Consider the following 21570-nt stretch of genomic DNA (forward strand, 5'->3'; position numbering starts at 1 on the left):
GGAGGGCGCGGGCCGCCGTCCACCTATTTGATTCGACAGATCTCTACACAGAGGAGTCACCCGATGAGGGCCCTGGACAACCTTCCCGTTGTGGTCATCGGCGCCGGCCCGGTGGGGCTGGCCGCCGCCGCGAACCTGCACGAACGCGGCATCGCCTTCACCGTCCTGGAAGCCGGCGACTACGCCGGCGCCGCCGTACGGCAATGGGGACACGTGCGGGTGTTCTCCCCGTGGCGATACAACATTGACCCCGCTGCCCGCCGCCTCCTGGACGACGCCGGCTGGGTCGCCCCCGACCTCGAGGCACTGCCCACCGGCGCGGAACTCGCCGCCGACTACCTCCAGCCCCTGGCCGAACTGCCGCAGCTCAAGCCACACCTGCGCTACGGCGCGCGGGTAGAGGCGATCAGCCGCCTCGGCCTGGACCGGCTGCGCACCGCCGGCCGCGAGCACACGCCGTTCCTGATCCGCCTCGCCGACGGTGACGAGGTCCTGGCCCGGGCGGTGATCGACGCCTCCGGCACCTGGGGCACCCCCAACGTTCTCGGCGCCTCCGGCCTGCCCGCCCGCGGCGAGGCCACCGTCGCCGCGTTCCTGGAGCACGCGCTGCCGGACGTGCTCGACACCGACCGGGACCGGTTCGCCGGCCGGCACACCCTGGTCGTGGGCGCCGGCCACTCGGCGGCCAACACCCTGCTGTCCCTGGCGGAACTGGCCGCCGGCGAGGCGGGCACGCAGGTGACCTGGGCGATCCGGACCGCCTCCCCGGCGCGCACCTACGGCGGCGGAGACGCCGACGCCCTTCCGGCGCGCGGCGCGCTCGGCTCCCGACTGCGCGCGCACGTCGACGCCGGCCGGATCCGGCTGCTCACCGGCTTCTCCGTGCACACCCTCACCCCGACCGACGGCCGGGTGGAGGTGCTCGTGCGCCACGCCGACGGCGGCGAGGAGTCGATCACCGTGGACCGCATCGTCGCGGCCACCGGCTTCCGCCCGGACCACTCGATCGCCTCCGAGCTGCGCCTGGACCTCGACCCCGTCATGGACGCCACCCGGGCCCTCGCCCCGCTGATCGACCCCAACGAGCACTCCTGCGGCACCGTCCCCCCGCACGGCGTTGACGAGCTGTCCCACCCGGAGGTCGGCTACTACGCAGTGGGTATGAAGAGCTACGGCCGCGCGCCGACGTTCCTCATGGCCACCGGCTACGAGCAGATCCGCTCCGTCGTCGCCGCCCTCGCCGGCGACTGGGAGGCCGCCCGCGACGTCCAGCTCGACCTGCCCGAAACCGGCGTCTGCAACAGCAACCCTGCCGACTCCGCAACCGGCGACAGCTGCTGCGGGCCGACCCCGACCGGCGAACCGGCAGCGCGCGGGCTCGCCACCGGCATCACCGGTGGCCTGCTGTCCGCGCCGCTGAACCTGGTCACCCTCGACGCTGCCCCCGCAGGCGGCCAGACCGGTGGCTGCTGCGGCAGCTGATGCCCACCACCACGACGGTGCCCGCCGACCCCACGGTCGGCGGGCACCACGCCCACGGCTGGCGAATCGTCGCCGCCCTCGCCATCACGTCCACCGTCGGCTACGGCACCCTCTACTACGCCTACGCCGTCCTGCTGCGCCCGATGGCCGTCGCCCTCGACGTGTCCACCACCGCCGTGACCGGCGCGCTGACCGCCTCGGTCCTCGCTGGCGCGGTCATGGCCATCCCGGTGGGACGGTGGCTCGACCACCACGGCGGACGCGCGCTCATGACCGCCGGTTCGATCACCGCCACCGCCCTGCTCGTGGCCTGGTCGCAGGTTCACACCATCGCCCAGCTCTACGCCGTCATGATCGGCATCGGGATCACCGGCGCGATGGTGCTCTACGAGCCCGCCTTCGCCGTCATCGTTTCCTGGTTCACCCCGGACCGACGCGCCACCGCCCTGTTGGCTGTCACGATCGTGGCCGGGTTCGCCAGCACCATCTTCATGCCGCTGACCGGCCTGCTGGCCGAACACCTCGGCTGGCGCGGTGCGCTGCTCGTCCTCGCCGTCATCCACGGCGTGATCACCGTGCCCCTGCACGCGCTCACCATCCGCCGGCGCCCGTCGTCGGTGACGACGGCCCTTGCCGGGCCGACACCACCGGATCCCGCCCAGCGGCGTGCGATCATCAAGGCCGCGATGCGCGATGCCAGGTTCTGGATCCTGGCCGGTACCTTCATCGCCCAGGGTGCGGCGACAAGCACCATGACCGTTCACCTCGTCGGCTACCTGACCAGCCGCGGCCACCCCGCCACCTTCGCCGCCACCGCCACCGGCCTGCTCGGCGTCCTGTCGGTCACCGGCAGACTCATCCTCACCGGCGCCCGCCGACGGCTGCCCATCACCACCATCGTGGCCGCCGTCTTCGCCACCCAGGCCGGCGCTGTCCTCGCGATACCGCTGCTCGCCGGCACCCGCGCCGGCGCCGTCATCACCGTCGTCGGCTTCGGACTCGGCTTCGGCATCACCAGCCTCGCCACCCCCGCCCTGCTCGCCGACCGCTACGGCACCACCGCCTACGCCACCATCGCCGGACGACTCGCCGCCCCCGTCACCATCGCCAAAGCCACCGCGCCCCTCGCGGCCGCGATCCTCCTGCACACCGCCGGCGGATACCTACCGCTGCTCACCGCCGTCGCCATCAGCTGCGTACTCGCCGCCGTCGGCATCACCACCCGAGCGAAGATTCCTGCGCCACAACCCTCCACTGCTCACACCTGAGGCTGGATGTGTGACCCACTCGGGGTGGGTCGACCCGACCCTCACCCCAGTCGACGCGGTCGGGGTAGTAGCACGCGGCCAGGGCGGGGCCAGGATCCCAACTTTCGGAGCACAATAGGGACCCTTCTTGGCAGGACAAGCGCGGTAGCACGCCGCCGTAGTGGCTCGCCAGCCAGCCGGGCGCGACGACTGTCCATCCTGGCCTCATCCCCTTGACAGTTACACTCATCTATTCTTTGCTGTTCGAGACGATTAACTACCGCCCAGCACGGCGGTGTTCGTGCTCGGCGACAGGAAGAGGCACGGCTATGAGTGCGAGCATGAGGCGGTTGGCCCGTCGCGTCGTGGCGGTGGGCGTGACCGCGACCCTGGCGACGGCAGGATCAACATTCCTCGCCGCAGGCGCGGCACAGGCGGCGGGAGTGCGCGCGAGCGTGGTCAACGCAGCAAAGGCGTACCTCGGGACCCCCTACCGCCTGGCCTACGGATGGACGTGCGGAAAGGCAGCGGTGGACTGCGAGTGCCTCAACCGGCATGCCATCTGGGACGGCACCTACGCCGCCACCGGTCGTGGCCTGCAGCTCAACTACTGGCTACAGGGACAGATCAACCAGGGTCGCCGCACGACCGCCCCCCGACCTGGCGACCTGATCTTCTGGGACACCGACCCCAACGACGGCATCCGCTACGGCGGCGACCTCGACCACACCGGCGTCTACGTCGGCAACAACCAGGCCATCGACGCCAACGCCTACTACGGCTACGTGAAGTACGACTCCATCACCCTCGGCGGCACCGAACCCGACCCGATCTTCGTCGACGTCCTCACGCCCAACGGCTACTGACAGAACCTTGAAGTGCGGGCCGGCAATCGACTACGGTCGCCGGCCGGCCCGCACCAGGTCCAGCACCTGTTCGACCGGCAGGGCGGGCATCCGGTGACCGTCACGGCCGCTCATCTCGTCGTTGACGAACAACGCGTTGAGCACCGCCTCCTCGACGGCCTGCACCACCGCGTCGAAGAACCGGTCGATGAACCCCCAGGGCACGTAGGTGAGTGTGTCCAGGCGTTCCGTCCCGGGCTGCGGATAGTCCGCGCCCAGCCCACCTTCGTTCCCGGTGGAGAAGGTGAGGAAGAGGTCGCCGGAGAAGTGCGACCCGCTGGTGCCGGTGCGGGCCAAGCCGAGCGGCACTCGCCGTGACAGCGCCTTGCACTGGCCGGGAAGCAGTGGTGCGTCGGTCGCCACCACGGCGATGACCGATCCCGCGCCGGCCGGCACCGACGCGCCGGCGCGGGGGTCCTCGCCCGGCAGCGCCCGGCCCACCGGTACCCCGACTACGACCAGTTCCTCTCGGGCACCGAAGTTGGCCTGCACCAGTACGCCGACCGTGTAGCTCGTGTCCGCCAGGGTGACCAGCCGCGAGGCCGTTCCGGTGCCACCCTTGAAGCCGTAGCAGCACATTCCGGTACCCCCGCCGACCGAACCCTGCGCCACCGGCCCGCCAGCCGCCTCCTCGATCGCTCGCACGACCGTAGCCGCCCGCACATGCTCGCCATTGATGTCGTTGAGATAGCCGTCGTAAGTCTCGGCCACCACCGGCAACATCCACCGATCGGCCCGCCGCGGGACGTTGGCGACCACCCAGTCGATGACACCGCGGTGCCCGGCGCCGACCGCATGTGAGTTGGTCAGCACCACGGGAAGGTCCAGCAGGCCCGCTTCCTCGATGAATGCCGCTCCGGTCATCTCCCCGTTGCCGTTGAGCACCGACGTTCCTGCCGCGCACGCCGACCCGACCCCCGCTCGGCCCCGAGGCAGGATCACCGTCACGCCGGTGCGGACCGGACCGACGCCCACCGTGAGCGCTCCGGTGCCCTCGACCAGAGTGACCGCACCGACCTCCACACCCGGCACATCGGTGATGGCGTTGTTCGTTCCGGGCACACCGGGCAGCGGGAGCCCGAGCTCGCGAGCGCCCGGCTTCACCGACCGGCTCCGTTGGTGGTCTTCCGACACCGGCACCTCCGTCGCAAGGGATTCTCCGTACGCGACGACGAACAATACTGGTCGCCTACACCGCCCGGTGTCTTCTTGGTAGCGTGACGCTCGTCCATGGACCGCTCGATGAAGGCTGGGGGAGCCATGGCCCGCCCGAAGCTGCAGGACCAGCAGCGTGCACATCTGGCGGCAGCGGCGCGACGCGCCATCATCACCCACGGCCTGGCCAACGTCCGCATCCGCGACATCGCCGAGGCCGCCGGAACGTCCCCAGGCACCGTGACCTACTACTACCGGCAGCTCGACGGCCTCTTCCAGCAGGTTTACGAGGAGGCCGTCGACCGTTTCCACCGCCAACGGGCGCAGGCCGCCGCACTGGCGCAGGACCCCGCGGCGAAACTGCTGGCTGCAATCGACACCGGCCTGCCGAGCGGTCCGGACGATGAGCTGTGCTGTCTGCTCTACGAATTCTCACCCCAGGCGCGCCGGCGACCCAGCGACGCCGGTCTGCGTCGCACCCTGTACGACCGGCAGGTGCAGCTCTACGAACAAATCCTCACCGAGGGCAGCCGCGACGGCCAGTTCACGCTCGCGCTGCCCGCGGCGGAGGCGGCCCGAAACCTCGTCGCCCTCCAGGACGCCTACGGCTATCACATCATCGCCGGCACCACGGTCACCCGTGACCAGGCGCGCCAGTACCTCATCGGCTATGCCAGCTATGCGACCAACACCCAACTCGCGCCGTCGGTCCGCCCCACGTAACTCGACGAGCGCCTGGTGCCGTGAGCACAGGCGCTCACGGTGTGGGGCGCCGTCCCCGCCAAGACGTGTGCGCGCGCTCAACTGGTCGTGATGCCCGAAACGCCTAAGACCGGCCGCTCGCCGGGTTGCTTCTCGCGCCCGCTCGCGCCCGCTGCGGGCTACGGTTACCGGCCCGCAGATGGCCCCAGCCGCCCCGGATCCCTAGCTGGGGCAACCCTCAGCTGTAGCAGCGAAGATCCTCCCCGCCTGGCACAAAACTGATCTCAATCTCAATCTTGCCGTACGTTTGTGGGCCTGGAGGAAATCGCCCGAACACCAGAAGTAGACGGACGTCTTGCCCGCTCGTCGCCCGGTCCGCGCACAACTGATCTGCCGGTTCCGGACCCGGCACGATCCGCCAATCACCGGCCGCCAGCAAGGTGCGGTAGTGGTCGATGACTGGGTCCATCGAGGTGTTTGGCGGCAAGCTGAGGTCCGCCGAAACGCGCCCCCAATCGTCGCTACCATCCCCGCAGGGGGCCTGATCGATACGGTCGAGGGTGGTGCCGGATGGAGGAGAGGTCAGCACCCGGTCTCGTGCCAGCTGCTCGGCCAACCGATGATCGGCATCCGTGCACTCGATCGCCCGCGCGCCCGGGCTCTCGATCGGCTCGCCCAGGTGCTGGATGGCGAGGCCACACAGCACCAGAACACCGACCAGCACCGTGCCGACCACGGCGATTCGGGCAACGGTCTGCTGGGGCATCCGCCGAGGGTAGAACAGCGCATCCTGCTCTCGTAGCTCGCTCACGGCGAAGGCGTCTTCGTGCCAGATCCGTTCTCCTTGCAGATCCGCAGCCAGCCGTGGAATCCAGTGACACCATCGAGAATGTGCCCAAGATCAAAATTGGGGTGAACTCAGGCTAGGATCCATCCGAGCGAGGGAGACGAGGTGCCGTTCACCGGTAGTCACGTCGCGGCCGTGCTGCCGCTGACGCGGTCAGCGTGGCTGGTGCCGTCGGCCCTGGTGATCGGGAGCATGGTTCCCGACCTGCCCTACTACCTGCCGTTGCCGGTGGAGGCGACGCTGACCCACTCGCTCGCCGGCGTCCTTGGCGTCGACGTGGTGCTGGGTCTGGCGGCGATGGCCTGTGGCATGGGCTGCTGGCCCGCTTCCTGACCGCCATCTCGCCGGGCAGGCTACGCGAGCGCCTACGCCCGCCCGCGCGTCTGCCTCATCGGCCGGCTGGCCGTGCGGCGATGCTGGTCGTCTCGCCGGTGGTCGGCGCGGCCACCCACATGCTGTGGGACTCGTTCACGCACGACGGGATGTGGGGCGCCGCGCACATCGGCTGGCTCGCGACCACCCGGCGCCGCGCTGACCGCAGCCGCTCGAGGAGCGGTGCAGGCAGTCCACGCCAACCACGACGGCATCGACGGGGTGCCGGCCGTCGAGTACGTTACCGGCGAGTAGACCTGGCGATGGTGGACGGCGGGGAGGCGGCATGGCCGGGAAACACCGTTCGTGGTGGGGCTGGGGGCACGTCGAGGACGCAGTGACCGGCGCGGAGGCCACCGCGTTGGCCGACCGGGTGCGGACCCTGCTGCCCGACGCCGACCTGACCGAGCACGTCGCGCCGCCGGTGGCCGAACTCGACCTGCGCCCGCCGCGGGTCGATCCGCCGATGTCGCTCGTCCGGCTGTGCTCGACGGACCCGGCCGACCGGGCGGCGCACACCCACGGCAAGGCGTTCCGGGACGTCGTCCGCAACCTGCACGGGGAGGTTCACGACCCGCCGGACCTGGTGGTCCGGCCGGCGACCGAGCAGGACGTCGTCGACGTGCTGGACTGGTGCGCGGGGCGGGACATCGCGGTGATCCCCTACGGCGGCGGCTCGTCAGTGGTGGGCGGCGTGGAGCCGCGGCTGGACGACGCGTATCCCGCGGCGGTCAGTCTCGACCTCGGGCGCCTCGACCGAGTGCTGGAGGTGGACCCGACCAGCCGGGCGGCCCGCATCCAGGCCGGCGTGTTCGGCCCGGCGCTGGAGGACCAGCTCCGGCGGCACGACCTCACGCTGCGGCACTTTCCGCAGTCGTTCGAGTTCTCCACCCTGGGCGGCTGGTTGGCCACCCGTGCCGGCGGTCACTACGCCACCGTCCTGACCCATATCGACGACCTGGTGGAGTCGATGCGGGTGGTGACCCCGGCGGGCATTAGCCAGTCGCGCCGGCTGCCCGGCTCGGGCGCCGGGCCATCCCCGGACCGGCTGTTCCTCGGCTCGGAGGGCGTGCTCGGCGTCATCACCGAGGCATGGGTGCGGCTGCAGGACCGGCCGCGCTGGCGGGCGGGCGCCTCGGTGCACTTCACCGACTACGACCTGGCGGTCGAAGCCACCCGGGCCATCGCCCAGTCCGCGCTGCACCCGAGCAACTGCCGGCTGCTCGACCCCGCCGAGGCGCTCCTCAACGCCGGTGCCGCCACCACCGGCGGCGTGCTCGTCCTCGGATTCGAGTCCGCCGACCATCCGGTCACACCGTGGCTGGACCGCGCCGTCGAGCTGTGCCGCGACCATGGCGGAACCCTGCCGGAGCCGCCCCGCGGCGACGACTCGTCCGGCCCACGGCAGCGGACCGCCGCCGACGCCTGGCGGTCAGCGTTCCTGCGGATGCCGTACCAGCGCGACGCACTCGCCGCCCGGTCGATGATCGTGGAGACGTTCGAGACCGCCTGCACCTGGGACCGATTCCCCGCCTTACGCGCCGCCGTGCTCGACGCGGCCGGCGACGCGCTCCGCGCCGTCAACGCGACCGGTGTGGTCACCTGCCGCTTCACCCATGTCTACCCGGACGGCCCCGCCCCCTACTTCGGCGTGTACGCCACCGGCCGCTGGGGCGCCACCGTCGACCAGTGGGACCAGATCAAGCATGCCGTCTCCGACGCGCTGCTCGCCGCCGGCGGCACGATCACCCACCACCACGCCGTCGGCCGCGACCACCGACCCTGGTACGACCAGCAGCGTCCGGACCCGGTCGCGCTCGCCATGCGCGCCGCCAAGAGCGCGCTCGACCCGTCCTGGATCCTCAACCCCGGCGTCCTCGTCGATCCCGCCGGCTGACGTGGGCCGGCTCCGCGCGCCTGACCTCCCGGCAAACCTTCGGTGGCGGGGTGCGGGGGAGGCAAGCGTCCCGTGACGCAGCCCGTCAGCGACGCCGGCGGGCGTTGAGCCGGGCGGCCTGGCGCGTCAGGTGGTCGCGTTCGGCGAGGTTGGGGGCCTTGTGGGCCGCCTCGGCGTAGAGCCGTGCCGCCGTCGCCAGGTCGCCGTCGCGCTCGTGGAGGTACGCCGCCACCGCCGCGTGGCGGGGTAGTGAGTCGTTCAGCGCCGCGAGCGCCGCCAGCCCGGCGCGTGGTCCGTCGGCCTCGCCGACGGCCACTGCCCGGTTGAGCCGGACGACGGGGCTGTCGGTCAGGCGCGCGAGCTCGTCGTACCACTCGACGATCTGCACCCAGTCGGTCTCCGCGGCGGTGGGCGCGTCAGCGTGAAGTGCCGCGATGGCGGCCTGGGCCTGGAACTCGCCCAGCCGGTCGCGGGCGAGGGCCGCCTGGAGGATCTGGACGCCCTCGGCGATCGACGTGGTGTCCCAGCGGCCGCGGTCCTGCTCGGCGAGCGGCACGAGGCTGCCGTCGGGCGCGGTCCGGGTGGCGCGCCGGGCGTGGTGGAGCAGCATGAGGGCGAGCAGCCCCGCCACCTCGGGGTGGTCGATCGCGGCCGCGAGTTGCCGGGTGAGTCGGATGGCTTCGGCGGCGAGGTCGACGTCGCCGGAGTAGCCCTCGTTGAAGACCAGGTAGAGGACGCGCAGCACGGTGGCGACGTCGCCGGGCTGGTCGAACCGCACTCCGGAGACGGTGCGCTTGGCCCGGCTGATGCGCTGCGCCATGGTCGCCTCGGGTACCAGGTAGGCGTGGGCGATCTGGCGGGTGGTCAGCCCGCCGACGGCGCGCAGCGTGAGCGCGACCGCGGACGACGGCGTCAGCGACGGGTGGGCGCACAGGAAGTAGAGCTGGAGCGTGTCGTCCACCGCGGGCACGGGCCCGGGTGCCGGCTCCTCGTCGACCAGGTCCTCACGCCGGCGGCGGGCGGCGTCCGCGCGGGTCGCGTCGAGGAACCGGCGCCAGGCCACGGTGACCAGCCAGCCCTTCGGGTCCGCCGGCGGGTCGGCCGGCCAGACGCGGACCGCCTCGACCAGCGCGTCCTGCACGGCGTCCTCGGCCGCCGCGAAGTCGGCTCCGCGGCGGACGAGGATCCCGAGCACGCTCGGCGTGAGGCTCCGGAGCAGGGCCTCGTTCATCTGAGCGGTCACTCCGTGATGGTGGGCGGCGCGGTGAGGAACGGGCGCACCTCGAGCCACTCGTGGATCGGCTTCCCGCCCGCCCCAGGGGCGGCCGACAGCTCCCCGGCCAGCTCGACGGCGCGCTCGTAGCTGTCGACGTCGATCACCATCCAGCCGGCGATGAGGTCCTTGGTCTCGGCGAACGGGCCGTCGGTGACCGGCGGGCGCCCCTCGCCGTCGTACCGGACGAACGTCCCCTCGGGGGCGAGAGCCTGACCGTCGACGAACTCGCCGGTCCCCTCGAGTCGGGCCGCGAAGTCGTGCATGTACTGCATGTGCGCCGAGATCTCCTCCGGCGTCCACTGGTCCATGGGCACGTCGTTGACCGGAGTCGGAGCGCCGCGGTAGTGCTTGAGCAGCAAGTACTTCGCCATCGTGTTTCTCCTCTGCTGGTTGCGACCCATCTTGGTCACCTTCACCGCTGGGACGGAGCCAGCCACCAGTTCTCGACATGGCCGTCAGAAATTTTTGCTTTCGTGGATGAGCCTGGCCGACTAGCTCCGCCGGGAATCCTTGACGAACACGATCCCGTCGATGCTGTCCACGTGGGCCGGATCAAGCGGGGAGTAACCGAACCAGGGGGACACCCGGGCAGCAGGCGTCACGTTGGCGAGGGCAGTGGCCAGTCGGCGGGCGTTGACGATGTAACGCTCCTCCGGGAGCGCGTACAGCAGCCCCTCGATGGTGTCCGGAGGCGGGGCGTCCACCCCCTGGTGGCGGATCGTGCCGAGGGCTGTGGCGAGGAAGGCGTATCCCTCGCCCAGGTGGGCGCTGACGATCGCGCCGGCGCTCCACCATTCCAGCGGCAGGTCGCCCATCCGCATCGTGCTCTTGTGCCGCTGGAGGTGGCCGTTGTGGGCGTTCACCAGCGCCGGCCCTCGTTCGGCGATGGCGAGCAGGTTGGCGGCCATTATGGAGTCCCGCACGCCGAGCAGCCGCGCCACGCGGCTGGGTGACGTGTCGGCCATCCAGAAGTGGTAGCGCAGCAGCCCGGTAGCGGTACGGCCGTACAGGCGTGCCCGGTGCCAGTCCTCCCGTGCGGACGCCGCGATCAGGTGTGGCGTCTGCGCGTCGAGCAGGGCCACCAGATCATCGGCGAGCAGCCGCAACTGTTTGGCGTCGGGCGTCTGCCCCACGGACTCAGCCGGGTCCATCATCGCGGCGGGATTGGTCCACCGGTCGTCAGCGCCGAGCAGGCGGTCGAGCGTTTCCGCGGTGCAGGGAAGCAGGTCGGCGTCGACCCAGGCGGTGAGGTAGCCGTGGAGTGCGGTGAGGGCCTGCCGAGGGCTCGCGGCACCGGTGATCTCCAGCGGGCCGTCGAAACCGGCAAAGCGCAGCTGCTCTGACCCGGGCCGGCCGTCGTTGTACGCGCGCATCCAGCGCACCAGCTCGCGGTTGGCCGCGAAGGCGCCCCACTCGTGGCTGAAGCCGCGCTCCATGACCTCGTCGAGGATGCCGGTGCCCGAGGTGACGTAGTCGTCCACGACCAGGCCCATCACGCAGTCGCTCTCGATGGCGATCGTCCGGTAGCCCTCCTGCTCGACGAGCTGCCGGAAGATCTCGTTCCGCACCTCGAGCAGAACGTCCTCGCCGTGGGTGGGCTCGCCCAGGGCGAGCAGCCGCGGCCGGGTCGGGAGCAGCCGCATGACGGTCGCGGCCTCGACAGCATGGGCGGTGTCCTCGGTGCCAGCAATCATGCCCTCAACGCTATCGTTGAACCTTCGGTTGAAACTTCTCCGCGATGTTGACAGGACAGTGGGGCGAAACCTTCAAGACGGTGGACGGCTCAGGCCGGTCGACCTCGCGCGCGGGCACGGCCTGTCCACCCAGGCGATCAGGAACTACGAGGCGGCCGGCATTCTTCCGGGCGCCGAACGCACCCTGCACGGATACCGCACGTACACGCCGCTGCACGCGCAGGCCCTCCGCACGTTTCTCGCGCTCGTACCCGGACACGGCCAGCAGACGGCCACGTCGATCATGCAGGCGGTCAACCGGGACGCGCCCGAGGACGCGCTCCGGCTCATCGACGAGAGCCACGCCCAGCTGCTCGACGACCGCCGCACCCTCCAGGCAGTCGAAGCCGCGCTTCGCGACCTCGATCCTGTACCGCGGGAGCGCGGTGACACGTTCGTCGGCCCGCTGTCGCGGCGGCTCGGCATCCGACCGGCCACCCTACGCAAATGGGAACGCGCCGGCCTGGTCCAGCCGCGCCGCGACCCACGGACGGGCTACCGGGTCTACAGCGAGGCGGACGTCCGCGACGCCCTGCTGGCCCACCAACTCAGACGGGGTGGCTACCTGCTGCAGCAGATCGCCCCGCTGATCGCCCAGGTCCGCACCGCCGGAGGCGTCGCACCGCTGGAGTCGATGCTGCGCGACTGGCGCGCCCGCCTCTCGGCCAGGAGCCGCGCCATGCTCGCCGGCGCCGCCGCATTGGACGCCTACCTCGACCACCGCCCTGCTCCGCCCGGATGACGAGCGGCCTGCTGGCCGCGAAGCTCCGGGGTGTCTCAGTGATCGTGGCGGACTGCCGTCCGAGCAGTGCGGGACCGCTCGCGGCCGACCCTGGCAGCAACAGCGATGCGGCCTCGGTCACCCGCCACCCGGGCGGACCGCATCGAGCGTCTGGGGAAGCAGCCGGCGGCCGGCATGGAGGACGGCGCCGTCGGGGCGGACGACGGCTGCGCGAGCAGCGCCTGTCCCCAACCATCGATGCAGTTCGCTGCCCGGGTGGGCAACGATCAGAACGGCTCCGCGCCGTTCGATGTCGGCGCGTTGCGCGGCGGACGGCTCGATGGACGTCACGATCGCGAACCGGCCAGCGGCCAGGTCGTCGAAACGTCGTTGGCCGTCGATGATCGCGTTCGGGCACAGCCGGCCCGCGAGGCCGCGGCGAAGCCGTGGTCGCATCACGAGGTCGGAGCGGTGAAGCGGGGGTGTCCGGCTGTCCGTGGCCAGGCCCGTGAGGCCCGGCACGAGGTGCAGCCGCGGCGCCACGGCGCGACGGATGACGTTGCCGAACTCGCCGCCGGCCGTCATTGCCGTACCGATGAACTTCGCCAGTTTGATCATCGCGCGGGCGTGGTGCTTGCGTTCGATCTCGTACGTGTCGAGCACGCTCTCGGCCAGGGCCCCGTCGAGCACGCCGGCGAGCTTCCAGGCCAGGTTCATCGCGTCGCGCAGCCCGGCACACATGCCTTGGCCGATGAACGGTGGGGTGAGGTGGGCGGCGTCGCCGAGCAGGAACACCCGCCGGTCGCGCCACCGGTCGGCGACCTGCGCGCGGAAGGTGTACTCGGCTACGCGGATGATCTCCAGCTCCGCGACGGGGATGTCCCCGGTCCACCGCGAGATCAACGGATGCAGCCGGGCCATGTCGCGGTAGTCGTCGGCGGTCTCGCCGGGCGTCAGCTGGAACTCCCAGCGGTAGCGGGTCCTCCCGACCCGCATGTAGGTGCCGGCGCGGGCCGGGTCGGCGAGCTGGTGCACGCCCTCCCACTGGCCGAGGTCGGCCTCCGTCACCACGTCGATGACCAGCCAGCGTTGCGTGAAGCCCAGACCCTGCATGGCGGCGCCGATCGAGGCCCTGGACAGGCTGTTTGCACCGTCGCACCCCAGGACGTACGCCGCCCGGACGGACTCGTGCTCTCCGGTGGCGGTGTCGGTGACGTCGACCCGCACCCCGCCGGCGTCCTGGGTCAGCGCGGTGACCTCGGCGTTGCCGCGGAACGTGACGGTGCGGTGCCGCTTGAGATTTCGGCGCAGAATCGTCTCCAGATCCGGTTGGTCGAACATGCTCCCCTGGGGATAGCCGTGCCGGTCGGGCCCCGTGTCCCGCCGGAATTCGGCCAGCACCCGCATGTTCCGGTCGAGGAGGCGCAGACCCCGATGCGGCCGGGAGATCGCGGCGAACTCGTCCCGGAGCCCGAGCCGCGCCAGGATGCGGTGGACCTCGTCGTCGAGGGCGACGGCGCGGGGCTGGGGATAGATCGACTCCCAGCGCTCAAGGACCAGACACTCGACGCCGTACTGAGCGAGCAGCGTCGCGGCGGTGAGCCCGGTGGGGCCCGCGCCGACGACCACCACGGGAACCGTCCTCATCGGGCCGATACGAGGTGAAGGGCGAGGTAGACGGCGACGAGGAGTCCGCAGACGACGGCCGGGGCGTACTTCTGGGGGCCGTCTCCCTTGCGCAGGTGGGCGACGAGGGCTCCGGCGAGCAGGAGCAGCAGCCCGGCGCCGGCGAGGGCGCCGATCAGCGGCTCGGCCAGGCCGATGAGCAGCCCGGCCGCCCCGGCGACCTCGAGTACGCCGATCCGGCGATAGGCGGCGACGGAGAAACCGGCCTCGGTGGCCAGCTCACGCATGCGCGGCAGGGCGAGGATCTTGGCCGTGCCGAGGGTGAGGAAGATCAGGGCGAGCAGCACCGCGAGGATGGCAGCAGCGAGCGTCATGACACAACAACCAATCGCCATTCGATGGCATAACGGCCCAGGACGGCCTTGATGGCCGCCTGGTCGGCGGATGGAGAAACGGTGACGGTAGCCACGATGGAGCTACCCTCGGTCGTGGCCCGGATGTGGTGGACCTCCGGGACCTTGTCGAGCGCGGCGCGGACTTCCCGACGGATGGCGTCCGTGCGCAGTGCGGGCTTGTAGAGCTTGCCCACGGCGGTGACGGGCAGTTCGTCGAGGACCGTCACGGTCCTGGGCGCGGCGGTGCGGTCGGGCACCCGTTCGCTCGCCCAGTCGCGCAGGTCGTCCTCGGTCACCGTGGCGCCGGGCGCGAGGGTGACGTAGGCGACGGGTACCTCGCCGGCGTGGACGTCGGGACGCCCGACCGCGCTGACCCCGGTGACCTGCGGGTGGGCCAGCAGGGCGTCCTCGATGACGGCGGGGTCGATGTTGTGCCCGCCGCGGATGATGAGGTCCTTGGCCCGGCCGGCGAGGAAGACGAAGCCCTCCTCGTCGATGCGCGCGAGGTCGCCGGTGTCGAGCCAGCCGTCGACGAGCTTGCCGAGGCCGTCCAGGACGGGGCCGTTCTCGTCGCGGTCGGTGACGTAGCCGGGGAAGACGGTCGGGCCGCTGATCGCCAGCAGGCCCGTTCCACCCGGGGGTACGTCCTCCCACGTGCCGTCCGTGCTGACCACCCGCACCCGCTGGTAGGGCAGGCGCTGCCCGACCGAGCCCGGCCGCGACACGTCGGGGAAGCTGCGCGCGCTGGCGCAGGTGGCCTCGGTCAGCCCGTAGCCCTCGATCAGGGCTGTCCCGGTGTGGGCGTGGAAGGTGTCCCGGACCGCGGCGGGCAGCGGTGAGGCGCCCACCATCGGGAACCGCAGGCTACTGATGTCGGCGTCGACCGGGCACTGCGCCAGCGTGGCGTACACGGTGGGCACCGCGCTCATGGCGGCGATCCGGTAGTGCTCGACAATCTTCCAGAATGCGCCGTACAGCGCGGGGTCGCGGTAGCCGAGCGGACCGGCCCACACCACGGCCTGCCCCTTGAACAGGGGCGCCAGCAGCGTGACGACGAGCGCGTTCACGTGGAACAGCGGAAGCGCCGCGAAGACCACGGTCCGTTCGTCGAACAGGTTGCTGGCGGACAGCATCCACGCGTCGGCGACCTCGTTGGCGTGCGTGTGCGCGGCCAGTTTCGGGGCGCCGGTGGTGCCGCCGGTGTGGAACATCGCGGCCAGGTCGCTCGGCCCGGGCGGCTCACCGTGGAAGGCGGACGGTTCCATGGCGGCGGCGAGCTGGTCGAGGTAGCCGATGCGAACGCCGTCGATGGGGGGCAGCGGCTCGGGGGTGCCCGCCGCCCCGGTGGAACGGAGGACCAGGATCGCGTCGAGCAGGCCGTCGCAGGCGAGCGCCTGCGCGGTGTCCCACGTCTCCGGCGCGAGGTCGGGCCCGGCCGTGACCAGCACGCGCGCGCCGGAGCGGCGGAGGAGTTCGGTGAGGTGCGGCCGCGACAGTCCACTGCCCAGAGGGGCCGCGATCCCCGCCAGCTGCGCGGCCAGCGTCGCGGTGATCAGCTCGGCGCAGTTGGGCGACATCAGGGCGACCGCGTCACCCCGCCGCACCCCCAGGTCGTGAAGCAGGTTCGCGACCCGGTGGACGTCGGCCAGGAGTTCGGCGAAGGTACGGCGCAGCGGCTCCCGCCAGCGGGCGGCGTCCGGCAGGACGGTGAGCGCCGTGCGGTCCGGCCAGCGCGTGGCTGCTCGGGCGAGCAGCCCGTACGTCGATTCGGGCAGGCCACGCGCCGCGAGCGGCACGGCCTCGATCGCGGCAAGGTCGGTGGGCGTGGCGTAGTCCGGCCACAGCAGAGGCTCGGTCATTCGGCGTACCTCACGACCGTACGCTGCCGGCCCAGGTCGATCGCGCCGTCGTCGGTGGCGACGGTGGCCTCGACGACGTCGCCGTCCTTGAGGTACTTGGGGTTCTGGACCTGGCCCTTGAAGAACATCCTCCACTTGACGGCGGGCGGCAGCAGCGAGACGAGGAACATGACCGGCTTCGGCGGTGCGCTCAGGGCCGTCCCGACGGGCGTCCCGGTCAGCAGCAGGTCACCCGGGTCGATCCGCTGGAAGCGGGTCAGCGTCTGCAGCGCCTGGACCGGCGTGTAGATCATGTCGGTGGCGAGCATGTTCTGCCGGGGTTCGCCGTTGACCCACAGCTTGAGCCGCAGGTCGGTGAACCGCTTGAGTTCGTCGGCGTCGAGCAGCACCAGCGCGGGGCCGACCGGGGTGAACGTCGGGTAGGACTTGGCCTCGTAGAACTGGGTCTTGGGGAGCTGGAGGTCACGGGCGGAAACGTCGTTGGTGACCACCAGGCCCGCGACGTACTCGGCGAGGTTGTCCGCGGTGACGGTGGTGCCGACGGGCAGTTCGCGGCCGAAGACGAGCCCGATCTCGACCTCGTAGTCCAGCAACGTGACGTGGCCGGGGCGGACCACGTCGGCGAACGGGCCGCTGATCGAGCCCGAGGTCTTTCGGAAGAACGTCAGGGGGACGGTGTCGGGATTGCCGTTGGTGTCCTTGACGTGCGAGACGAAGTTCGTCATCTGGGCGACGACGCGGCAGGGCGCGGTCACCGGGGAGACCAGGGCGAGGTCGTCGACCGGGACGGTGTCCGTGCTCGTCGTGGCCGCGTCGATGGCCGGCCGGTCCGCCAGCAGTTCGGCGGTGGTGGTGGCGCTGGTGTGGACCTTGGCGGCGCCGGTGGGGGTGAGCACCCACCAGGCGTCGGCGGTGCGCAGGACGGAGGTGCTCATGAGGTGAACGCTTTCATCAGGCCGCGGAGGCGGTGGAGGTCGAATTCGTTGTCCTCGCGCAGCGCGCCGATGACCGCGTGCAGCTCGCGAAGCGATTCCCGGCCGGGTCTCATGCCGAGAAAGTCCTTGGTGGCGGGCGGACCCCACTGGGCGAGCCCCGAGGCGCTCATCGGGGCCCAGCCGGGCTCGAGCGTGCAGTCGAACAGGTCGCCGTCGGTGAAGTGCTCGACCAGGAAGTCGTCCGGGTCGCGCCAGTAGTCGAAGATCTGGCTGCCCTGGATGTGCCGGCCGATTCCCCAGGACCGCTGGTAGCCCCGGTCGAGCAGGTACTCCCCACCAGCGGCCAGCGAGTCGAGGCCCGGGACCTGGTAGGCCGAGTGCACGTACCGGTTGGCCGGGCCGAGGGTCATCGCGAGCGTGTGATGGTCGGTGGGCGTGCTGCCGCGGTCGCAGCGGATGAAGCTCATGGTCGGGCCGCGCTCGCGCTGCCCCTGGTGGTAGAGGAAGTCGCTGACGATCAGACCCAGGTGCTCGAGATACCAGTTGAGCGTCTCCAGGTACCGGGTCGTCTGCAGCACGACGTGACCGAGCCGCTGCACCTTGGCCGGCTCCCGTGGGGGCCGCTGGGTGGCGTTCGTCCGCGCCACGTCGTGCCCGACGTTGAACGTCAGGGGCACCTGGGTGGGCAGCGCGGGAAGTTCGTGCGTGTCCGTCACCACGCGGACCCGCGCCCCGCTCGGGTCGACCAGATCCACCGTCACCCCGCCGAGGCTCTCCGGCAGCGGGGCGACTTTGGTGCCGGTCGCGTCCGCGAGGCGCAGCACGTCCGTCGGGTCGGCAGCCCGGAAGGCGGGGCCGATGAACCGTGACCGGGGGCCCCGGCGGATGAGCACGCAGGGCGAACCCGGGTCCGTGCCCCGCAGGTGCAGCTCCTCGGCGGTACGCGACGACGTCGTGAAGCCGAAGGCTCGGGCGAACAGCTCGGCCCGCTCAAGATCGGGCTTCTCGAACTCCAGCCAGGCCAGGTCGTGCACCTTGATGAGCGGGTTGCGCGCCCTCCCCGGGTGCTCGCCCGGCAGTGCACCCTGCTCGCTGTGCAGACCCGTGTGCGGGTCGTGCCGCTCGATCATGTCCCGCTCCCTTCCAAGGCGCTGACGAAATCGTCACTTACGAGTGTAGCGTCAGTCAAGCGCTGATGACGATTCCGTCATGTCTGAGGGTCGGCGGGGTTAAGGTAGGCGCAGACCGACCTGGGAGAGGTGGACAAGTAGGCATGGCGCAACAGACCAGGCATGCCCCCAACCGCCTGGAACGGCGGAAGGCGCACACCCGATCGGCGCTCGTTCGCGCGGCCCAGACCTTCATCGCGGCCGGCAAGCAGAACGTCCCGATCCTCGAGCTCACCCAGGCCGCGGACGTGGGGATGGGGTCGTTCTACAACCACTTCGACAGCAGGGAGCAGCTCTACCAGGCCGCGGTGGAGGACGCCCTCGAGCGCTACGGCGCCCTGCTCGACGAGCTGACAGTGGGCCTGGACGACCCGGCCCATGTCTTCGCGCAGAGCTTCCGGCTGACCGGACGTCTCCACCGCCGGAGTCCCGAGCTGAGCAAGGTGCTGCTCAGCAACGGCCTGGCCCTGGCTGGCTCCGACAAGGGACTCGCGCCGCGGGCCCGGCGCGACATCGAAGACGGCGTCCGTGCCGGGCGGTTCGACGTACGCGACCCCGAACTCGCGACGGTGATCATCGCCGGGGCCGCGTTGGTCCTCGGGCAACTGCTGCACGATCACCCCGAGCGCGACGACGCCGCAGCCACCGACCAGGTCACCGAGGACGTGCTGCGCATGCTCGGCCTTCCGCCCGACGACGCGCACGAGATCTGCCTGCGGCCGTTACCCGCGCTCGACGGTGTCCGCCCGTAGGACCGATGTCCATCCACCCGAGCGGAGCCGCCGGCCGGCTCTAGGCGGTGGCCGCCTCGCGCACCATCCGGTTGGCCGTCTCCGGCTCGTATCCGGTCGCGCGCAGCAGGTCACTCGCCATGGTGCGCAGCTGGATCACGACGGCATCCGAGAAGGGCTTGACGCCCTTGTGGTACGCCTGGCCGGCCAGGCACGCCCCGTCCAACACCGCGTTGCGGGTCTGGTCGAACGACCCACCCGCCCGCGCCTCCTGCCTCAGCAACTGGATGGCCTCGGCGAACCTGTCCACGGCGCCGGGGAGTTCCTCCGGCACCGGCTCGTCGTACTGCAGCGTGGTCGCGGCCCAGCGGGCCAGCGCCCGGCACCCGAGGACCACCCGATCGATGTGCTGGATGCCGCGCCGGTAGTTCTCGACATCGACCCGGCGTCGCCAGCGCGCCGGCGCAATGGTCGTCACCTCCTCGGCGCCACCCAGGGCCTCGTGCATCCGGGCGAGATCGGGTTCCATCCCGCTCAGCTGATCCAGCGCCCGTATCGCTCGGTCCGGGTCACGCCGGGCGAGTGCGTGGGCAACCTCTCGAAGCTGCGTGTGGAGGGTCGCGGCGACCGGAGCGGTGGCGCTGTCGAGAATGCGCATCGGGTTGATCGGTAGCAGCAACGCCACCACCGCCAGGCCGATGGCGCCGCCCACTCCCGCGTCGACGATCCGCGCCCATTCGAGGCCCTGCTCCACGTGCGAGAGCGTGGCGATCAGCACAGCGGTACTGCCCGCCTGAGCGACCAGCGCACCGCTGCGCCCGGTCATCAACAGGGCGACGGCGATGGCCAGCATCACCACCAGGCCGATCTGCCAGGGCCCGAACCCGAGAGAACGCATGAGAAGATCACTGACAAGCAGGCCCAGCCCCACGCCGAGCATCAGCTCGGCGGTACGCAAGGCGCGCTGCCCGAGGGCGGCGACGATCGTGCCGACGGCCGCGCTGGGCGCGAAGATCGGGGAGGGGCGACCCAGGACGTCGTGCGCCAGCCCCCAGGACAACGTCGCCGCAAGCCCACATTGCGCCGCGACGAACAGGATGATCCCGAACAGCCGCAGCCTCAGCCGGCCTGCCTCGGCACCGCGACGCCGGGCCTCCGCCGTCAGCTCCCTGGCGCGACCGGCAGCGACGTTGGGGCGAGACCCGACTCGCCGGTCACCTGCCATGGCGTGGGTTACCCGACCCGTCCCTCACAAACCTCCGGCCCTTCCTGCCGCTGCCCGCCAGCGATCGTCTAACGGGGTGGTGACGGCGGCTCGGCTGGGAGTCTTCGAGTGCGGGCCGCGTCGGCCACGGCGACGCCGGCCAGGACGAGTGCGGCGGCGGTGGCTACCGTGAGCGGCGGCAGCGGCCGCATCGCCGGGATGAGGGCGACGAGGGCGAGCGCGCCGACGACGCGGGGGAGCGACACGCGCCCGAACACCGCGTACTCGAAGATGGCCCGTCCGACGAGGAACAGGGCGGGTCCGCCGAGGATGACGGGGAGCCAGGCCGGGTCGGTGTGGCCGAGCGCATGCTGGATGACGAGTTCGTCGCCGACGGCGATGGCGACGATGCCGGCGACCATCATCACGTAGGAGTAGGCGGTCAGGACAGTGACACGGCGCGGGTCGCGGACCGCGGTCAGGGCGGCGGCCAGCAGTGCTCCGGCGCGGTGGATGTAGATGCGCCACAGCAGTGCCGTGGTGGCGAACGCGACCAGGGTCGCGGCGCTGCGGTCGGGCGTGAAATGGCCGGTTCCGAGCGTCAGCCCGGTCACCAGAATCGGCTCGCCGAGCGCGATGATGAAGAACTGCTGGTACCGCTCGGCCGTGTGCTCCTCGGAAACCACGATCTCCTGTCGACGCTTGCCCTGGCGGCCCAGCCAGGGCGTGGGGAAGCCGAGGGCGAACACCACGTACTCCCCGACCGTCGCCGTCATCCACAGCGCTGCACGCGCGGGGACGGGCAGGAGTGCGCCCGCGATCCAGGGCACCGCGGCCACGCCGACCCAGAACAGTAGCCGCACCGCGCTGGCCTGCGCCTCGTGGCCATGCAGAAAGAAGACGGCCATGGCGAGGCCGACAAGCCGGATGGTGACGTACACACCGGCGAAGACCAGGCTGTTGCGGCCGAACGCCTCTGGCGCCGCGGCCGCCAGCACGATGGTGCCGAGGATGATCGGCATGATCAGCAGTTGTACCAGCGGATGTCGCGGATCGAACGCGTCCAGAAACCTCGTCGTAGCGGACCAGAGGTGCATCACGGCGAACAGCAGCACCAGTGTTTGGAGCGTGCCAGTCCAGGTCAGCTGCTCGAGCAGGTGCTGCGAGAGCTGAAAGAACACGAGGACGAACGCCAGGTCGAAGAAGAGTTCCAGGAATGTCGGCCGCGCCTGTTCGGGTCTTCGCAGCAGTACGCCCGCTCTACCTGTCGTCATCGTCGCCCGCTTCTGCCGTTGCTGCCCGCCCTGGCCGAGA

Annotated in this window: 19 protein-coding genes and 1 pseudogene; 8 read left to right on the top strand and 12 right to left on the bottom strand. The window is 71.1% G+C overall.

Annotation, left to right across the window (positions count from 1 at the left end; all coding sequences use genetic code 11):
• The first annotated feature begins 63 nt into the window (after positions 1-63).
• From FHX75_RS01070 to FHX75_RS01080, 3 genes are all read left to right on the top strand, one after another.
• Positions 64-1482, top strand: coding sequence for an FAD-dependent oxidoreductase (locus FHX75_RS01070; RefSeq protein ID WP_154936217.1), 1419 nt, complete (start codon positions 64-66; stop codon positions 1480-1482).
• The gene (locus FHX75_RS01075) at positions 1482-2750 is read left to right on the top strand and encodes an MFS transporter (protein WP_154936218.1); all 1269 of its coding nucleotides are present in this window, start codon (positions 1482-1484) and stop codon (positions 2748-2750) included. The genes FHX75_RS01070 and FHX75_RS01075 overlap by 1 nt, the downstream gene beginning before the upstream one ends.
• Positions 2751-3079: 329 nt before the next feature.
• A complete protein-coding gene (locus FHX75_RS01080) occupies positions 3080-3595 on the top strand; it encodes an NlpC/P60 family protein (protein ID WP_170285263.1) in 516 nt (171 codons plus the stop codon).
• A gap of 30 nt (positions 3596-3625) precedes the next feature.
• Here the strand turns inward: FHX75_RS01080 and FHX75_RS01085 are convergent, their stop codons facing one another.
• Positions 3626-4933 (bottom strand): DmpA family aminopeptidase, encoded by a 1308-nt coding sequence (locus FHX75_RS01085; protein WP_154936220.1) that lies wholly within the window; start codon positions 4931-4933, stop codon positions 3626-3628.
• Between FHX75_RS01085 and FHX75_RS01090 the strand changes: the two genes are divergently transcribed.
• The gene (locus FHX75_RS01090; protein ID WP_170285264.1) at positions 4895-5512 is read left to right on the top strand and encodes a TetR/AcrR family transcriptional regulator; all 618 of its coding nucleotides are present in this window, start codon (positions 4895-4897) and stop codon (positions 5510-5512) included. The genes FHX75_RS01085 and FHX75_RS01090 overlap by 39 nt on opposite strands.
• 217 nt (positions 5513-5729) lie before the next feature.
• Here the strand turns inward: FHX75_RS01090 and FHX75_RS01095 are convergent, their stop codons facing one another.
• A complete protein-coding gene (locus tag FHX75_RS01095; RefSeq protein ID WP_154936222.1) occupies positions 5730-6257 on the bottom strand; it encodes a hypothetical protein in 528 nt (175 codons plus the stop codon).
• Positions 6258-6503: 246 nt separating this feature from the next.
• Here FHX75_RS01095 and FHX75_RS32145 point away from each other — a divergent pair.
• Positions 6504-7051 (top strand): annotated as a pseudogene (locus FHX75_RS32145) (DUF4184 family protein).
• Entirely contained in the window at positions 6997-8607 is a 1611-nt protein-coding gene (locus FHX75_RS01105; protein WP_154936224.1) for an FAD-binding oxidoreductase, read from the top strand. The pseudogene FHX75_RS32145 and the gene FHX75_RS01105 overlap by 55 nt, the downstream one beginning before the upstream one ends.
• 85 nt (positions 8608-8692) lie before the next feature.
• Here FHX75_RS01105 and FHX75_RS01110 read toward each other — a convergent pair whose 3' ends face one another.
• From FHX75_RS01110 to FHX75_RS01120, 3 genes are all read right to left on the bottom strand, one after another.
• The gene (locus FHX75_RS01110) at positions 8693-9838 is read right to left on the bottom strand and encodes an RNA polymerase sigma factor (protein ID WP_154938652.1); all 1146 of its coding nucleotides are present in this window, start codon (positions 9836-9838) and stop codon (positions 8693-8695) included.
• 8 nt (positions 9839-9846) lie between these two features.
• Complete coding sequence (locus tag FHX75_RS01115; RefSeq protein WP_154936225.1) at positions 9847-10254, bottom strand: YciI family protein; 408 nt, start codon at positions 10252-10254, stop codon at positions 9847-9849.
• Positions 10255-10374: 120 nt separating this feature from the next.
• On the bottom strand, positions 10375-11577 hold the full coding sequence (locus FHX75_RS01120; protein WP_154936226.1) for an erythromycin esterase family protein: 1203 nt from the start codon (positions 11575-11577) through the stop codon (positions 10375-10377).
• On the opposite strand from FHX75_RS01120, the gene FHX75_RS01125 reads away from it, so the two are divergent.
• Positions 11564-12358 (top strand): TioE family transcriptional regulator, encoded by a 795-nt coding sequence (locus FHX75_RS01125; RefSeq protein WP_246157500.1) that lies wholly within the window; start codon positions 11564-11566, stop codon positions 12356-12358. The genes FHX75_RS01120 and FHX75_RS01125 overlap by 14 nt on opposite strands.
• A gap of 117 nt (positions 12359-12475) precedes the next feature.
• On the opposite strand, the gene mhpA is transcribed toward FHX75_RS01125, so the two are convergent.
• From mhpA to FHX75_RS01150, 5 genes are read right to left on the bottom strand one after another with little or no spacing between them, the layout of a single operon-like run.
• Positions 12476-13984: a bifunctional 3-(3-hydroxy-phenyl)propionate/3-hydroxycinnamic acid hydroxylase MhpA gene (mhpA, locus tag FHX75_RS01130; protein WP_154936227.1), complete on the bottom strand. Its 1509-nt coding sequence runs from the start codon at positions 13982-13984 to the stop codon at positions 12476-12478.
• Positions 13981-14337, bottom strand: a complete 357-nt coding sequence (locus FHX75_RS01135) for a DoxX family protein (protein ID WP_154936228.1) — start codon at positions 14335-14337, stop codon at positions 13981-13983. Before FHX75_RS01135 ends, mhpA begins: the two co-directional genes overlap by 4 nt.
• Positions 14334-16217, bottom strand: coding sequence for an acyl-CoA synthetase (locus FHX75_RS01140; protein ID WP_154936229.1), 1884 nt, complete (start codon positions 16215-16217; stop codon positions 14334-14336). Before FHX75_RS01140 ends, FHX75_RS01135 begins: the two co-directional genes overlap by 4 nt.
• On the bottom strand, positions 16214-17152 hold the full coding sequence (locus tag FHX75_RS01145; protein WP_154936230.1) for a fumarylacetoacetate hydrolase family protein: 939 nt from the start codon (positions 17150-17152) through the stop codon (positions 16214-16216). Before FHX75_RS01145 ends, FHX75_RS01140 begins: the two co-directional genes overlap by 4 nt.
• A complete protein-coding gene (locus tag FHX75_RS01150; protein ID WP_154936231.1) occupies positions 17149-18282 on the bottom strand; it encodes a VOC family protein in 1134 nt (377 codons plus the stop codon). The genes FHX75_RS01145 and FHX75_RS01150 overlap by 4 nt, the downstream gene beginning before the upstream one ends.
• A 143-nt stretch (positions 18283-18425) precedes the next feature.
• Between FHX75_RS01150 and FHX75_RS01155 the strand changes: the two genes are divergently transcribed.
• Entirely contained in the window at positions 18426-19073 is a 648-nt protein-coding gene (locus FHX75_RS01155; protein WP_154936232.1) for a TetR/AcrR family transcriptional regulator, read from the top strand.
• Positions 19074-19113: 40 nt separating this feature from the next.
• Here the strand turns inward: FHX75_RS01155 and FHX75_RS01160 are convergent, their stop codons facing one another.
• Positions 19114-20277: an FUSC family protein gene (locus FHX75_RS01160; protein ID WP_246157502.1), complete on the bottom strand. Its 1164-nt coding sequence runs from the start codon at positions 20275-20277 to the stop codon at positions 19114-19116.
• 68 nt (positions 20278-20345) lie between these two features.
• A complete protein-coding gene (locus FHX75_RS01165) occupies positions 20346-21530 on the bottom strand; it encodes a low temperature requirement protein A (protein ID WP_154936233.1) in 1185 nt (394 codons plus the stop codon).
• Positions 21531-21570 lie beyond the last annotated feature (40 nt).

This window comes from Micromonospora palomenae (genome assembly GCF_007829925.1).
GTDB lineage: Bacteria > Actinomycetota > Actinomycetes > Mycobacteriales > Micromonosporaceae > Micromonospora > Micromonospora purpureochromogenes.